General features: G+C 32.7%; 19 protein-coding genes and 1 pseudogene. 17 read left to right on the forward strand and 3 right to left on the reverse strand.

Annotated elements, in window-relative coordinates:
• Position 1: 1 nt before the first annotated feature.
• From AC0ONG_RS28990 to AC0ONG_RS29070, 17 genes and pseudogenes are all read left to right on the forward strand, one after another.
• Positions 2-1,084: a peptidoglycan DD-metalloendopeptidase family protein gene (locus AC0ONG_RS28990; RefSeq protein ID WP_098033772.1), complete on the forward strand. Its 1,083-nt coding sequence runs from the start codon at positions 2-4 to the stop codon at positions 1,082-1,084.
• Positions 1,085-1,102: 18 nt separating this feature from the next.
• Positions 1,103-1,987, forward strand: a complete 885-nt coding sequence (locus AC0ONG_RS28995; protein ID WP_098033771.1) for a coiled-coil domain-containing protein — start codon at positions 1,103-1,105, stop codon at positions 1,985-1,987.
• Positions 1,988-2,326: 339 nt separating this feature from the next.
• A complete protein-coding gene (locus tag AC0ONG_RS29000) occupies positions 2,327-2,581 on the forward strand; it encodes a ribbon-helix-helix protein, CopG family (RefSeq protein WP_097889110.1) in 255 nt (84 codons plus the stop codon).
• A 26-nt stretch (positions 2,582-2,607) separates the two neighbouring features.
• A complete protein-coding gene (locus AC0ONG_RS29005; protein WP_061666125.1) occupies positions 2,608-3,024 on the forward strand; it encodes a hypothetical protein in 417 nt (138 codons plus the stop codon).
• A gap of 11 nt (positions 3,025-3,035) precedes the next feature.
• A complete protein-coding gene (gene mobP2, locus AC0ONG_RS29010) occupies positions 3,036-4,259 on the forward strand; it encodes a MobP2 family relaxase (RefSeq protein ID WP_474205203.1) in 1,224 nt (407 codons plus the stop codon).
• A 219-nt stretch (positions 4,260-4,478) separates the two neighbouring features.
• Positions 4,479-4,955 carry a macro domain-containing protein gene (locus AC0ONG_RS29015; RefSeq protein WP_097888422.1) on the forward strand — a complete coding sequence of 159 codons (477 nt, stop codon included), beginning with the start codon at positions 4,479-4,481 and terminating at the stop codon, positions 4,953-4,955.
• A gap of 340 nt (positions 4,956-5,295) precedes the next feature.
• Positions 5,296-5,544: a hypothetical protein gene (locus AC0ONG_RS29020; RefSeq protein WP_098519602.1), complete on the forward strand. Its 249-nt coding sequence runs from the start codon at positions 5,296-5,298 to the stop codon at positions 5,542-5,544.
• A 17-nt stretch (positions 5,545-5,561) separates the two neighbouring features.
• Positions 5,562-6,446 (forward strand): hypothetical protein, encoded by an 885-nt coding sequence (locus AC0ONG_RS29025; protein ID WP_474205306.1) that lies wholly within the window; start codon positions 5,562-5,564, stop codon positions 6,444-6,446.
• A gap of 140 nt (positions 6,447-6,586) precedes the next feature.
• Positions 6,587-6,850, forward strand: a complete 264-nt coding sequence (locus AC0ONG_RS29030) for a hypothetical protein (RefSeq protein WP_474205206.1) — start codon at positions 6,587-6,589, stop codon at positions 6,848-6,850.
• 17 nt (positions 6,851-6,867) lie between these two features.
• Entirely contained in the window at positions 6,868-7,734 is an 867-nt protein-coding gene (locus tag AC0ONG_RS29035; protein ID WP_474205208.1) for a hypothetical protein, read from the forward strand.
• A gap of 143 nt (positions 7,735-7,877) precedes the next feature.
• Positions 7,878-8,138 (forward strand): hypothetical protein, encoded by a 261-nt coding sequence (locus tag AC0ONG_RS29040; RefSeq protein WP_474205210.1) that lies wholly within the window; start codon positions 7,878-7,880, stop codon positions 8,136-8,138.
• Between the two features lie 17 nt (positions 8,139-8,155).
• Complete coding sequence (locus AC0ONG_RS29045; protein ID WP_474205212.1) at positions 8,156-9,022, forward strand: hypothetical protein; 867 nt, start codon at positions 8,156-8,158, stop codon at positions 9,020-9,022.
• A 132-nt stretch (positions 9,023-9,154) separates the two neighbouring features.
• On the forward strand, positions 9,155-9,709 hold the full coding sequence (locus AC0ONG_RS29050) for a restriction endonuclease (protein ID WP_474205308.1): 555 nt from the start codon (positions 9,155-9,157) through the stop codon (positions 9,707-9,709).
• A gap of 397 nt (positions 9,710-10,106) precedes the next feature.
• Complete coding sequence (locus tag AC0ONG_RS29055) at positions 10,107-10,232, forward strand: hypothetical protein (protein WP_257145966.1); 126 nt, start codon at positions 10,107-10,109, stop codon at positions 10,230-10,232.
• A gap of 50 nt (positions 10,233-10,282) precedes the next feature.
• Positions 10,283-10,546 carry a hypothetical protein gene (locus tag AC0ONG_RS29060; protein WP_474205214.1) on the forward strand — a complete coding sequence of 88 codons (264 nt, stop codon included), beginning with the start codon at positions 10,283-10,285 and terminating at the stop codon, positions 10,544-10,546.
• Between the two features lie 21 nt (positions 10,547-10,567).
• Positions 10,568-11,005 carry a hypothetical protein gene (locus AC0ONG_RS29065; RefSeq protein ID WP_474205216.1) on the forward strand — a complete coding sequence of 146 codons (438 nt, stop codon included), beginning with the start codon at positions 10,568-10,570 and terminating at the stop codon, positions 11,003-11,005.
• A 291-nt stretch (positions 11,006-11,296) separates the two neighbouring features.
• Positions 11,297-11,566: pseudogene (locus tag AC0ONG_RS29070) on the forward strand (zinc ribbon domain-containing protein); the annotation flags it as partial.
• A 234-nt stretch (positions 11,567-11,800) separates the two neighbouring features.
• On the opposite strand, the gene AC0ONG_RS29075 reads toward AC0ONG_RS29070, so the two are convergent.
• The 3 genes from AC0ONG_RS29075 to AC0ONG_RS29085 all read right to left on the reverse strand — a co-directional run bounded on the left by AC0ONG_RS29075 (position 11,801) and on the right by AC0ONG_RS29085 (position 15,012).
• Complete coding sequence (locus tag AC0ONG_RS29075) at positions 11,801-13,030, reverse strand: NAD(P)/FAD-dependent oxidoreductase (protein WP_474205218.1); 1,230 nt, start codon at positions 13,028-13,030, stop codon at positions 11,801-11,803.
• Positions 13,031-13,430: 400 nt separating this feature from the next.
• Positions 13,431-14,423, reverse strand: a complete 993-nt coding sequence (locus tag AC0ONG_RS29080; RefSeq protein WP_150191995.1) for a tyrosine-type recombinase/integrase — start codon at positions 14,421-14,423, stop codon at positions 13,431-13,433.
• The gene (locus tag AC0ONG_RS29085) at positions 14,395-15,012 is read right to left on the reverse strand and encodes a recombinase family protein (protein ID WP_474205220.1); all 618 of its coding nucleotides are present in this window, start codon (positions 15,010-15,012) and stop codon (positions 14,395-14,397) included. The genes AC0ONG_RS29080 and AC0ONG_RS29085 overlap by 29 nt, the downstream gene beginning before the upstream one ends.
• Positions 15,013-15,174: the final 162 nt, after the last annotated feature.

Genomic DNA, 15,174 nt, shown 5'->3' on the forward strand with positions numbered 1-15,174 from the left:
CATGGATATTAAAAAAATAATAATTAAAAAGATTCTTTTATGGCTTGGGATTCCTGGTGTTTTAATACTAGGAGTCCTTTTTATTGGGGCCATATCAGCAATATCAATATCTGGTTCTCATAAGTCCTCCAGTGGAAGTGGAGGGGGTTCTGGATTAATTATAGGTGCTGGTTGTAAATTAACAGGACAGGTTGATCGTACGAAGTTTGATGCAAAAATAAATCAATCTGGAGCGTTTGCTAATCATGCAGATGGATTTATGAAAGCAGCTGAATCAGCAAAGATTGATCCAGTACTATTAGCAGCTATTGCACTTCATGAAACGGGCTACGGGAAGTCAAATGCGGTCGTTAATAAAAATAATCCCGGCGGATTAATGGACCCAAAAACGAACTGGCAAACCTTACAAATCTTCTCAAGTTTGGAGGAAGGGCTTGTATATATGGCAGGGAACTTAAATAGACTTTATATCTCACAAGGGCTAACAACTATTGATCAAATCGGTGGGAAGTATGCACCAGTCGGGGCAGACAATGATCCTGGTGGGCTTAATAAATATTGGATTCCAACTGTTACAAAAATTGCTCAAGAATTAGGTGGAGCAATGCAATGTGAGGTTGTAGAGGGTGGAGGAACAGGAGAAATTAAAGTGGATGAAAATATGAAAGGAGACTTTCAATTTCCCTTTGTGGGAATCAATTATGTTGTTACAAGTGATTATGGCGGTCGTTGGGGAACACTTCATGCAGGGATAGATTTAGTGGCGTATCGTGGAGCACCAGTTAGTGCTGTAGGGGATGGAAAAGTTGTGGATGCTCGTTTATCTAGTTCGTATGGAAACATGGTTACAATTCAACATCCTAATGGAGTGTTTACACGTTATGCGCACATGGATGGATTAAATGTAACAACTGGACAAGATGTAAAAAAAGGACAACAGATTGGGATACAAGGAAATACAGGAGACTCAACTGGAACACATCTGCATTTTGAAGCTAGGAAAGGAAATGATTATAAACAAGGAACTTCTTTTGATCCTAGACAGCTATTACCATTTCCAGCAAGTCAATCTGCCAATCACTAAATAAAAGGAGGATTTCGCTTGTCTGCATTTAAAGTTGGAAGTAATAAAAATAAAATTTACTATGCTATTATGATAGGAATTGTTGCTGTTTTAACCATTTGCTTAACATCAAAAGAGTTTATGTTTAATGACGATCCTATTGTTCAAACTGAATTTAATCGTCCGTTACCTGGACTGAATTATACTACTATTTATCTAAAAAAATGGGAGTACAATCCAGATAAAGACATAATGCAAGTTCACCTTAAAACAGGAGAAAAAAGTGGAACGTATGTAAGTACAAAATTATCTTTTACAGCTAAACAAAAAGGGAATGCTAAAGAACTACCAACGAAAGTTGTGTTTAATCAAGGGGATATGTATGTTATCCAAATCAGTGAAGTGCCAAAAGAATATAATGTCATAGGTTTATTTGTAAATGAAAAAGCAGAGATTGATTCATTTGAAACTAGCACAACTAACGAAGGTGGAACAATTCAAAAAGCAGAAAATAATAATCTAAAAGAAAAGAAAATCGTTTTAACAGGAGATTATCGAAAGATAAAAACAAACAAAGAACTATTAAGAAAAAATGCTAATGAGTATGCTCAAGATGAAACGGAAGAAGAATTACAATCTGTAAAGATAGAAATAAAAAATGTAAAGAAGACAATCCCATTACAAGATGAATTATCAGATAAAATTGTAAATGAAATTGAAAGGATTGAAGCAAATAAGGCATATCAAACTGAGGAAGAAAAAGAAAAAAGTGAATCAGAAATTCAAAAAAGAAAGCTTCAAATAGAACAATATAAAAAGAGAAAATTAGAGCTAGAAAGCAAAATAAAAGAACTAGAAGCAAAAGAGAAAAATCTTCAGAAGAAATTAGAAGATCAGCGTAAAAAGTTTAATCTAGCAGAATGAAATTAAAATATTTTAGAAGTTAGAAAGAAGTATAAACATTACAAATATAATTATCTGATAATTTTTTGATTGTATTAAAAATTTATCAGATAATTTTTTTTGCCATTATAAAAAGTGTTGTGGTTCAAAAATAGATTGGAAAAAGTACATTGAAACTACATTGGATAGTACATTGAAAATACATTGAAACCACACTGAAACCACACTGAAACCACATTGAATTTCTCTTCCTCATGATATCACGTTTTTGTTAGGCTCTGCCTAACCTGTCACCTTCGGTGATAGCAAAAAACCCTTATGCTCTTTGCAATTAAAATCACTAATTTGGAGGTCTCCCCTATGAATGTGTTAATCCGTGATCTTGATGCTAGTTTAGTGAAACGAATTGATGAACTAGCTAAGGCAAAAAAGATTTCCAGACAGGAATTTTTGCATAGATACATTAGTAATCTTGCTGTACTTCAAGATATGAAAGACTTACAAGATAAACATATAGAATTACAAAAACAAAGCATGATCCTCATAAAACAAAACACACAAACTATGAATCGTATGTTACAAGTTATTGAAGATATTGAATTGGAAAATGAATAAATAAAAATAGTGAAAGGGGCTTAAGTATGTCTAAGAAAAAGATGGATAAGACTTATTATTTAAATGAAACTACAGTTGCTTATATAAAGGAATATGCAGAAGAAAAAGGAATTAAACCAAGCCATGCATTAGAAAGAATTATTGTTGAACATCAAAACCAAAATCATGATTTATTAGAACAAATTAAAGGAGCAGTTAAAGATGTTATTCATGAAGATTTAGGAAGAATTAGAGCTGGTACAAATCTAACTGATAAACATACAAGAATGTTATTACAATTTGCAAATCACTATTTTACAGTAAATAGATTTGAGCGATTGGCTACAACAAATCAGTTTATGTCTAAAGGCATGGTACAAGCAGAAGAATTTGTTAAAGATCAAATTTCAAATGCTCGAATGAAAAAGTTAGAAAGAGAAAAAGGTACAAGTGATTCAAATTAGGGAGGTAATATATGAATACGCCTGGTGTAGTAATTAAAAGTCAATTCGTATATTCCAAAAATGATTTTAGTAAAAATCAAGATAAAGAATTCGGGGATTACATTGATTATATCGGAAGAAAAGATGCTGTTGAGAAAGAAAAAAATGAATTTAGTTCTTATCAAGATTATATGGGAAACGAGGAAAAAACATCTTCACTTTTTACAAAAGAGGAAGGCGTAGTTTCACTAGATGGTAAGAATAGATTGAAAGAGGCTTTTAAAACGGCACAAAAAAACAAAAGTGTTTTGTGGCAGGATGTAATTAGTTTTGATAATGAATGGTTAGAGAAACACGGTATTTATAACTCGGAAAGCAAAATGCTAGATGAAGAAAAATTAAAAGATGTAACAAGGAAAGCAATGGATGTCATGATGACGAAAGAACGATTACGCGATACAGCAATTTGGTCAGCAGCCATTCATTATAATACGGATAATATCCATGTTCATGTCGCAATGGTCGAACCAGTACCGAGTGCCGGAAGGATAATTTCCAAAGGCAGATTTAAAGGAATGCATCGAGGGAAAAGAAAACAAAAATCAATTGATGCAATGAAATCAAAAGTAGTAAATAGCATTATGGATCGCAGCGAAGAGTACAAAAAAATTAATGATTTAATACGGAATAAAATTGTTAAAAGTAAAAAAGATGTGCAGCTTTCTGAAAAAAGAAAAATGAAAAAGTTGTTTGCTGAAATTACGAAAGAGCTACCTGAAGATAAAAAGCAGTGGCAGTATAACTATAACTCTATTAGCCATGTAAGGGATAAGATAGATCAATTAAATGATATGTACATAGAGAAATACCATAAGAAAGAGTTTAAAGAATTAAAAGAGAAATTAGAAGAAGAAATGAAGATTATGAAAGAAGCTTATGGAGGGAGGGAAGAAGATAAAAAACGTTATAACCAATTTGGGGATACAAAGGTTAATGAATTATATACTAGATTGGGGAACGCTGTTTTAAAAGAAATGAAGCAGGTAGCAAAAGAACAACAACAAGCTAAATTTCAAAAGAGAAAAAATATTTTTTCTCGTGGTAAACGTATACGGTCTGGTTTTAAACAACGTACCAACATTATGAGAAGCTTAAAAAATATGAACTATCATATGAATAATGAATATGAAAAATGGAAGAACCAACGACAATATAAACAATTACAAGAACAAATTGAAAATGGATACGAGAGATAAAAATGAGAGTTTATTGGGAGTATGGTGGGAGGGAAGTACCTATTTTTAAAGATATAATTATATTATGAGGTTTAAACTTCTAATTTCTATTAAATAAATTAGAAGGGGAAATATAATGTTAGCTTTCTTTAAAAATTAGTTAACTTCAAATGTGCAGTTTTTTATTGCAAAAGCTCTAATAACTTTTGGAAGAATAAAAAATGAAAGGTTGATTATTCCATGAGGATCTTCATGAAGAATGGCGATATTACAAATTATGATAGTAAAGTTGATGTAATAATTAATGCATGGAATAGAAATTTTTTACCACGTTATTTTTTAAATGAAGCTGATTTTTCAAAGGCAATTAGGAAGAAGGCAGGTCATGAACCATTTAAACAATTGCAAAAAGAAGGTCTATTAAAGCTAGGTGAAGCGGTTATTACTTCATCTGGTTTTTTAAATTGCAAAGCATTAATTCATGTAGCTGGTATTAATACTTTGTGGAAAGCAACAGAGTATTCAATTAGGCAGTCAACTTATAACGCATTGCAATTAGTAATAAAGAAAAAATATAGTTCGGTTGCAATGCCGATTATAGGAAGCGGTACAGGAGGATTAAAGAAAGAAAAATGTTTAGCAATTATCAAAGATGAATGTAAGAAGTTTATTCATCATGAATTAGATGTATATATTATAGATTTTAGTGCCTCCTAGTCGATTTATTAGTTTGGTAAATAGAATTTGAAAGGAGGTGAATAAGTGAGTAATTGGTTATTTGCGTTATGCATGATAGTTGTTGCAAGTATTTTAAATATAATAGTAACCTCATTTATGAAAGGAGGTAAGTTGTTGAGAAAAAAGTGTAAGAAGTGAATACAATATAATAACTTTCTTTAATGCCGTATGTATAATTCAATTGCAATATTCACTAAGTAGTTGATGTGAAACATAGCACGAAAAATTGATTTTTTGTTTACATTGATTATATGGATATATATAGGTTGAAGTGTGAAAATGATATAATAATTTTATCAATAAAATGGGGGTATTTAGTGTGGAAAATAATAAATCAATTGACTTTTTATTAAATTATTCATGGAAAGGAAAGGATAGGGAGCAAATTATTGAGGAAATGGAACTCGAAGATTACGAACAAAAATACCTAGATCAAGCGATCAAAGAGTTAGCATTAGAAGGAGAATATAGTGGTTATCACTTAGATAGAAGGATTCTTTTGCTAATTGATATACATGAAGATGAAGATGATTTTGATGAAAATGATGTTGTTTATATTAAAAGATAAAAGGATAGGTGAATCAAATGGAAACATACAATTCTGGTGATATTGTAAGGGTATTTTATCCTTTTAAACCGAAAGCATTAAGTAATGATACTGAAGAACAAGTAGGGAAAAAAAGATTCGGTCTTGTTATAAATGCTGGGAATAACAGAATGATAGCCTTACCAATTCTTCAAATAACTTCACATGGTGGCAGAACAGAGCAAACTAATCATAAGTTGAGGGCAGATGAAATTAAAGTTCCAGAAAGTGTTACATATTTCAAACGTTCAGCTCAAGGAAATGTTCCTGTATATGGAGTTATAAAGACTGAAAGAATTGAGTTTTTTGATGATGATGAAATCTCAATGCCATTAACAAGTGTAGGTTTTGATACAAAGATTGCCGTACTAAAAAATTACAAAGAGCTTTTGAAAAAGAGAGATTTTGTGAAAAAGAGGGATTTTGTAGAAATACTAAATGAAGAATCGCCAGGTCACAAAGAGGCAATGGAATGTTTTGAACGTGCGATTATCGCTGAAAAATTAAATTTCTTAACTACAGATCAAGGGGAATGTAAATATGAGCATATGGAAGATAAAATACTTAAAGTAAATAAAATACAACCCCTAGGAAAATCAGATACGAATAAAAGAATCCATTTCTATGCTGTTGAATTAACAGATAAAGAAAATATGGATTCTTTTTTTTATACTTTCGCTTCAATGAAGCAGCCTAATCAAGTAGTCAGAGAATGGGGAAAAGCAAAAACAGCAGTTGATTGGTTAAAAGAGGATGAAAGATTTTATAATTTACAAAAAGACATTAGTAAGATGTTTAAAGAGCCACCAAATCCACATCCTAATAAGTACAAAGCTTTTTCTTTATTCCGTAAAAATACGTTAGAAAATGCTATGGAAAGATAAAAGAAATCTAAATTTAATACTTATGAAGTTTAGAGAGACTAAAAGAGTTGGTCTTTTTTATTTATTAATTTACACTTTTACACTTGTGTAAAAGTGTAAAGGTGATATAATAACCTTATTAAAATAATGGAGGTTTTGACGTGGAAAATAATAAAATAGAAAACAAAAAATCAAGTACTTTTTTATCTAACTATTCATGGAAAGAGAAGGATAGAAAACAAATTATTGAGGAAATGGAACTTGAAGATTATGAACAAAAATATTTGGATCAAGCAATGAAAGAATTAATACAAGAAGAAAAGTATAATGGTTTCGAATTAGATAAGAGAATTATGTTACTATTTGAAATGAATGAAGAAGAAGATGATGGATTTGATGAAAATGATGCTGAATATATGGAGTAAAGAAATAGGTGAATAAAATGGAAAAATTTAAATCAGGTGATATTGTAAGGGTATTTTATCCTTTTAAACCAAAGGTGCTAAGTGAAAAGAATGAGATGAAATTAGGGAAAACAAGATTTGGTGTTATTATCAATGCCAAAAATGACAAAACCGTAGCTTTACCAATTCTTCAAATTCTTACAAGGGATGGGAAAACAGAAAAACCTAATTATAGAATGAGGGATGATGAAATTAAAGTTCCCCCAAATCTTACATATTACAAACCTTCGCTTCAAAAGAAGGTTCCTATAAATGGAGTAATTAAAACAGAAAGAATCGAATTATTCAATTATAACGAAATAATAAAAAAAGTATCAAAAATAGATTTGGTTACTAAGAGCGCTATACTAAAGAATTACAAAGGTATTTTGAAAGATAAATCTTTTTTAAATTCATTGGATAGGGAGTCACCAGGTCATAAAGAGGTAATGCAATTTTTTGAGCGTGTAATTATTGCTGAAAAGTTACGTTTTCTAACCACAAATATAGGAGAATGCAAATACGAGTATATGGAAGATCAATTGCTCAAAATAAATAAAATACAACCTTTAGGAAAATCAGATATGAATAAAAGAATCCATTTCTATGCTGTTGAATTAACAGATGAGGAAAATAAGGATTCTTTTTTTTATACCATCGCTTCAATGAAGCAGCCTAAACAAGTTGCTAGAGAATGGGGAAAGCCAAAAGCAGCTGTTGATTGGTTAAAAGAGGATGAAAGATTTTACAATTTACAAAAGGATATTAGTACGGTGTTTAAAGAGCCACCAAATCCACACCCTAATAAATATAAAGCTTTTTCTTTATTCCGCAAAAACACACTAGAAAATGCTATGGAAAGATAAAAGAACTGTAAATTCAATACTTGATGAGGTTTAGATAGACTAAAAGAATTGGTCTTTTATATTTTCTGTAATTTACACTTTTACACTTGTGTAAAAGTGTAAAGATGGTATAATAATCTTATTAATAAAATGGGGGTTTTGACATGAAAAATAATAAAATAGAAAACAAAAAATCAATTGATTTTTTATCAGATTATTCATGGAAAGGGAAAGATAGAGAACAAATTATTCAGGAAATGGAACTTGAAGATTACGAACAAAAATATTTAGATCAAGCAATACAAGAGTTAGTAGCAGAAGGAAAATATACTGGATATCATCTGGATAGAAGGATTCTTTTACTAATTGATATGCATGAAGATGAGGATGATTTTGATGAAGATGATGTTGTTTATATCAGATAAAGGGATAGGTGAATCAAATGGGAATATATAAATCAGGTGATATTGTAAGGGTATTTTATCCTTTTAAACCGAAAGTTCTAAGTAATGATAATGAGCCACAGGTAGGGAAAAGAAGATTCGGTCTTATTATAAACGCTGGAAATAACAGTACTCTAGCCTTACCAATTCTTCAAATAACTTCGCATGGAGGAAGAACAGAGCAAACTAATCATAAGTTGAGGAGAGATGAAATTAAAGTTCCAGAAAATGTTACATATTACAAAGATTCAGCTCAACGAAAAGTCCCTGTATATGGCGTGATTAAGACTGAAAGAATTGAATTCTTTGATGATGATGAAATATCAAGACCATTAACTAGCATAGATTTAGATACTAAGATTTCCGTACTAAACAATTACAAAGATATTTTGAAAAAGAGGATTTTTGTAGAAGTGTTAAATGAAGAATCACCAGGTCACAAAGAGGCAATGCAATGTTTTGAACGTGCGATTATCGCTGAAAAATTAAATTTCTTAACTACAGATCAAGGAGAATGTAAATATGAGCATATAGAAGACGAAATGCTTAAAGTAAATAAAATACAATCTTTAGGAAAATCAGATACAAATAAAAGAATCCATTTCTACGCTGTTGAATTAACAGATGAAGAAAATAAGGATTCTTTTTTTTATACCATCGCTTCAATGAAGCAGCCAAAACAAGTTGCTAGGGAATGGGGAAAGTCAAAAGCAGCTGTTGATTGGTTAAAAGAGGATGAAAGATTTTATAATTTACAAAAAGATATTAGTAAGGTGTTTAAAGAGCCACCAAATCCACACCCTAATAAATATAAAGCTTTTTCTTTATTCCGCAAAAACATGTTAGAAAATGCTATGGAAAGATAAAAGGAATCTAATACTGAATTAAGTCTAGAGCAACTAATAGAGTTGGTCTTTTTTATTTTAAAAAAAAGAGGTGTTGAGTTGCTTATCATAGATGTTTTACCGTATATATTATTTTGCAGCATTGTATTAATTATGTTGGTGATGTTTTATAAGTTAATGCACAAGCGTAAAGCGAAAGATATATTCTTAAAGTCAGGAATTAGAGATATTGATCAGATGGATGGAAGACAATTTGAATTCTTTCTTGAGGCTCTATTTATAAAGCTGGGGTATAAGGCAGCTGTCACGAACGGTAGTCATGATTTTGGGGCAGATTTAATATTTAAAGGGAAAAATAAGATTGTTATTCAGGCGAAACGATATGGTTTTAAGAACAAAGTAGGAATTAAAGCTATTCAAGAAATTTATGCAGCTAAATCCTTTTATAAAGCTAATGAAGCATGGGTAATCACAAATAGTACATATACATCATCAGCAAAACAGCTAGCAAGAGCATGTGATGTGAAATTACTAGATAAATCATCTTTACAGGAATTTATCGTACAAGTAAATCCAGAACAGAAACCAGCTACAAGAAAGTGTCCGAAATGTGGAGAGGAATTGGTATCTCGAACTCATGATGGACGAGTGTTTTTAGGGTGTTCATCTTTTCCACAATGTAGACACACTGAAAAAGTGGCAAATTAATATTGGGAGGTATTAGAATGGGACGACTTTGTTTGTTAGAAGAAATTAAATCAAAAGAAATGATATTTTCCACGAGGGGTGAGAAAGTTTCAATACCAATTGGAGATTGTGCAATTAATCACCTAGAGTAACACTTATAAAACCAAGTTTCATATGGTAGATTCACAACTATTAGAGGAGATTAAAATAAGTTTTTTTACCCATACTTTTCTAATTTAAAAGATACTTAAAATAGACTCTTACTTTAACAAGTAAGAGTCTATTTTTATTTATGAATAAAAATGAGAGTTTTACGGGAGTTTTTGGCCACTTATCTGGTCGGCAGCGAGGGAAATAAAGAGTTAACTTATTAGTATGGTAAAACAACAAAATTAGATAAGGGAAGGGGGAACATTACATGGAAAACGTAGGGGGAATAGAAGAAAATCCATTTGCTTTTATAGAAGGATGCGTTAATGCTCTCTTTTTAGTCTTACCCTTCTGGACGTTAGTATTTTTAGTCATGTATTGGAATTTATTTTGAATTTCTACTTAAAAGTAAATACATCTAGATGTATTTAGGAGTGCATAACGATGAAAGAATTATTTGTCTGTGAAAAACCATCTCAAGCAGAGACTTATGCGAAAGCTTTAAGTGGTGATAGCACAAGGAAAAAAGGATATTTTGAGGGTAATGATGTTCGGATATATACCTATGTATTTGGACATTTAGTTGAATGTGTAAATAGAAATCAGATTAATCCTGATTTTGGTTGGAAAAGTGATCCATCAAATTTACCATTCTTTTTAAGGGATAATCTCTTACAAGTAAAGGATGATGTAGGAGTTAGAAAGTAGTATAAGATTGTTGTAGATTCGATGAAGCAAGCAGAATTTGAAACATCTTTAGCTCAAATAGAACGAAATGAAAAAATAAAGCAAGATTTTTATGATGATTTAGAGAGCTTAATTGGTCGTATAGCTGCTGAAATTAGGGCAAATATCAAGAACATTCAAGGCGCAGTAAAAGCAGCTACAGCCAGAGAAGTTATTACAAAGTGTCCGAAATGTGGAAAGCCAATCTATGAAAATACTAAGTCATTCTCATGTAGTGGATATAAAGAGGGATGCAAAGTATCTCTGTGGAAAAATGGACTAGAGAAATTGGGTAAAAAAAATATAACAAAAAATGAAGCGGCAAAGCTCTTATCTGGCCAGGTAATTAAAGTTAAATTAAAAAGTGCTAATTCAGGAAATCCATATAGCAAAGAAGTACGTTTTAATAAAGAAAAATGTTGGGTTGAATTTGTTAATTAAAGGGAAAAGGAAATGAACTAACATGAAATATATATTAGAAAAAGTGGAGTCCTTTGTAGGAAAATGTAAGACTGTATGTCTTATGATAGTGTGTTTTTGGTTAATCATGTTTTTAGTGGCTGGAGAACACTTTTTATAACGCCTAATAGGGGTAGCGCCACATGCCCATCAAGCTAAGATTTTAAAGTATCCCCTAAACGGAAATTCTATATTTTTTATAGTACAAAAGTTTAATTTTATCGTTTTGGGGAAGAATGTGTTTCTTAAGTTGATAGCGATGTGGTGCTACCCCTACCTTACATGATCTCTGGTGTACTTAATGAACATCCACGTGTCGCCATGGCTTACCATGATAGCGCCGATCGTGACACATACACTTCTCAAACATGCCCTTGTTGCCAAAGAAGAAAGAAAGCGCGGACACGTAACTACGTTTGTGTGTGCGGCTACGAAGAACACTGGGACATTCACGGTGCCCGCAACATTTTGGCAAAAGAACTGTACGGAAAGATGTGTCATATCCCGGAAGAAACGAAGAGAAAGTATTTATGGATTGCGTAAGTAAAAAGTAGTAGACGGTGTGTTCCCACCCTTCTGCATGTGCAGAAGTTGCTTAGTCAAATGAAGAAAAGGAGCCCCTGCATAGGTGCAGAGAGGAGATGGAAAATCCACTTCTCATGGGACCTTGTCTTTGTTGATGCTAAGAAATCCCCACTTCAAGCGGAAGCGAGTAAGTGGGGGAGGTTCATAGTGAATTATTTTTGTACTTAAATCACTTAATCTCTAAAATCATTGCTAGATCGATTGCATAATTCGTGCGAGTTCTTTTTCTAAAGCAGCGGGCTCGTTTGCATAATTGTAAATCCCTAAAAACTTCTCTATAGCCCCTGGATGGGAACTGATTAGCTTGTTGACAGCATCCTGTTGTTCAGATATGCGTTCATTCTTCGAAATTTGGCATCCCATGTGAAACCGAACCATAAACTCATCTTCTAATGCCTTTTGATATTCTTCAGACATTTGATTTGATTGATCGGATTGTCCCTTATATTTTGATAGAATATTGGATAATATACGTGCTCCACATATAGCATCATGGATACCCTGCGCCATGCCAGGATCTTTAAAACAAACTGCATCTCCAACCAACGCCCATCCTTTTCCCATTCCTTTATACCAGTAATTATCATATCCGAGAATGCCTTTGACCGGTTCTACTAGTTCTGCATTTTTCAAGCGCGCCCCAATTGTTGTATTCGGAAAGTTATCTGTAAAGAAATTGCGTAGACAGCTTTCCGGATTTAATTTCAACCGTTCTATCAATTCCTTATTTTCTAATGGGAAAATGCCGACAATTACATATAAATCATCATTCGTCGGAAAGAGAATGGCTGTGTTATCTTTTATCTTGTATACTTCAAATTTAGGGACATTATCGTGGCGAAATCCAGAGAAATACCCGAAATAGATGCCGACTGTTGCCGGAATACTTATTTTGAGTTCACTTTTTACCAGCTTGCGAATAATAGAGGATCGGCCGTCTGCCCCGACTACCAGGCGAGCTAAAAATTCTTGTTTCTCGTTGTCGCCGTCTAAACCTTTCACGCCTATCACTGTTTCGTCATCACGGATGACATCCGTCACACGAAATCCTTCTAAAACAGTTACATTCATTTGGGATTTGGCTTGTTCAAGTAGAATATGATCGAGATAAGTTCTTCTAATACAATAACAACTTTCCTCTCCGTAAACCTCAGGGATGAGACCTTCTATCACGGTATCCTCAAATTGAAATTTAATATCCCGTACCGGCGGTGCTTTTGTTTCCAATAACTTGTCCAGCACACCGGTTTCTCGAAGAAGAGCGACAGTATTATTGAAAAAGGTATGGGTTGATAATGTGTCCCTTGGAAAATTCGCTCGGTCCACTAACAACACATGGAAACCTGCCTTAGCAAGATAAATTGCCAGGGTAGAGCCGGCACATCTAGCACCGGTAATGATGACATCATACGTCTTATTCATTGTATCACTCCATTTTCAAGTATAATTATTAACTTGCTTATCCATTAGCAGAGTTCTAAAGTTAATGCCCCTACGAGTTAAAGTAATGGGGAAAATTGATAAGAATGCACTACATACATAAAGTATGGAAGCTAAAACGAAATAAGTACAGAAAATTCTCACCTGCTATACAATTAAAAAGAATTTGTGGTAAAAATCGGAATGATAATTTAAGTATTAAATAAAGGTCCGTTTACTTGTCTCGTGAAGAGTTAATAGATGTATATTCACAAAAATGGTTGTTAAAACATCGACTCCAAACTCCTTGTAGGGGTATCGCCACATCACTATCAAGCTAAGCTTATGCAAAGTCAATTTTAGGCGAGATTGTTTCTTTTTTCTAAAGGGCAAGTGTAGTTTTTTAACCCTTGTTCTGGTTAGTGTCTGCGTAGTACGTATCGTATCTTTTTAAGGATACGTGAGTTTTAAATCCTACTTGTTTTACAATATGTTCAGCTGTGCATTGCTGCTGGATCATCTTTAAAATAAAGGTATTTCGAAAATGTTGTGCAGAAATCCCTTTCCTCAAATTTGCCCGCCTTACTTCTAAACGAATCATTTTTTGAATGGAGATTTCCGTTAGAAATTTTGGTGCATCATCGTCATAACTCCAAAGGTAAGTACCGAGCATAAAATGAAAAGCAACAAAGAGTGGATCATCGCTGTGATATCTAGGGCGTACTGGTTCAGGAATAGTTTTATAGTAATGATATAAGTGTAATTTATCCTCTTCTTTTAACTGGATTGTACGATTGATTTTTGTATCTTCCGGAATAGATAATGTATTGTTCTCGAAATGCACATGTTTCATTCGTAAAGCGACAAGCTCATGTAGAGATAATCCGTAGTCTAGGAGCAAAATTATAATAGAGAAATTTCGTTCTAAAATCATAGGACGGGTAGTTCGTTGTTTTTCTGTCAGTCCTTCTAATGATTGAGACACTTGCTTTAGAAGTTCCTCTTCCTGTAGAGAAATAAAGTCTTCAGTACGTAATGCACGATTAGGTGGAGATATGTGAATGTCACTTTCGATGGGGCTAGGTAAATCTAAATATTCGTACAGCCTATTAAGAACGATGTAAATACGATGTACCGTCTTGTCAGAGTATTGACGTTCTTCTATCAAGTAAGTAAAGAATGCTTCGAAATCCTTTTTACATAGAGATTCCCAACTAATGTCTTCAGACAGGTGTTCAGATTGATGCAGCCATTGAATGTAGCTCTCGATATCGTAAATATATCGCTTGATCGTAGAGGGTTTTCGACCTTTATTTAATAAGTAGGAAGAAAATCCTTGTAGTGTATCTTGTTTTGTTCCTGCAATGTTATTGATTTTTATTTCCCCTCTCTTTATATCTTTTGACCACCCTATAAAATGTAGGACTAGTCATATTACACCTTCTCATAGCATCTAATGCTGTTATCTGTCCGAATTTCCATTTATTATAGGCTTCAATGAATTCTGGAGTTATTTTAGTTTTAGGCCTTCCTAAATGTTTTCCTTTTTTCTTTGCAGCGTCAATGCCTTCACTTTGGCGAGTTTTTATTTTTGTCCGTTCCTCTTCAGCAAGCCACGATAAAATTTGAAGTACCAGATCAGTAATAAGAGTTCCTAAACTATCTTTATATTGAGTTGTATCTAAAAGTGGCATATCTAATACAACAATATGAGCTTGTATGTTTTGGGTAATACCTTTCCACTCCTGAAGGATAGCTTCTTTATTTCTCCCGAAGCGATCCAGGGAATGAATATATAAAATATCATCTTTTCTTAACATGCGTTTTAGAAGTTGGTATTGTTCTCGGTTAAAATCTCTTCCGGTCGGTTTATCGACAAAAATATCTCGTTCGTCAGTGATGAGTTTTTTCATTACTTCAATCTGACGATTCTCATTTTGGTCCTTGCTACTGACTCTTATATATCCAAATTTTCTTGTACTCAAAATAAAAAGACATCCCTTCAAAATTGGTTCTACTAAAATAATAACAAAAATACTTCAAAAGGTATCATTAATTATTTAGTATTTCAAAAGTACATTTTCAAACCTTTTGAAGTACTAAATTTAATAGAGTTTACTATGTACCAAAAGGTGTACCTTTTGGTA

This window comes from Bacillus sp. TCT6 (assembly GCF_056033845.1).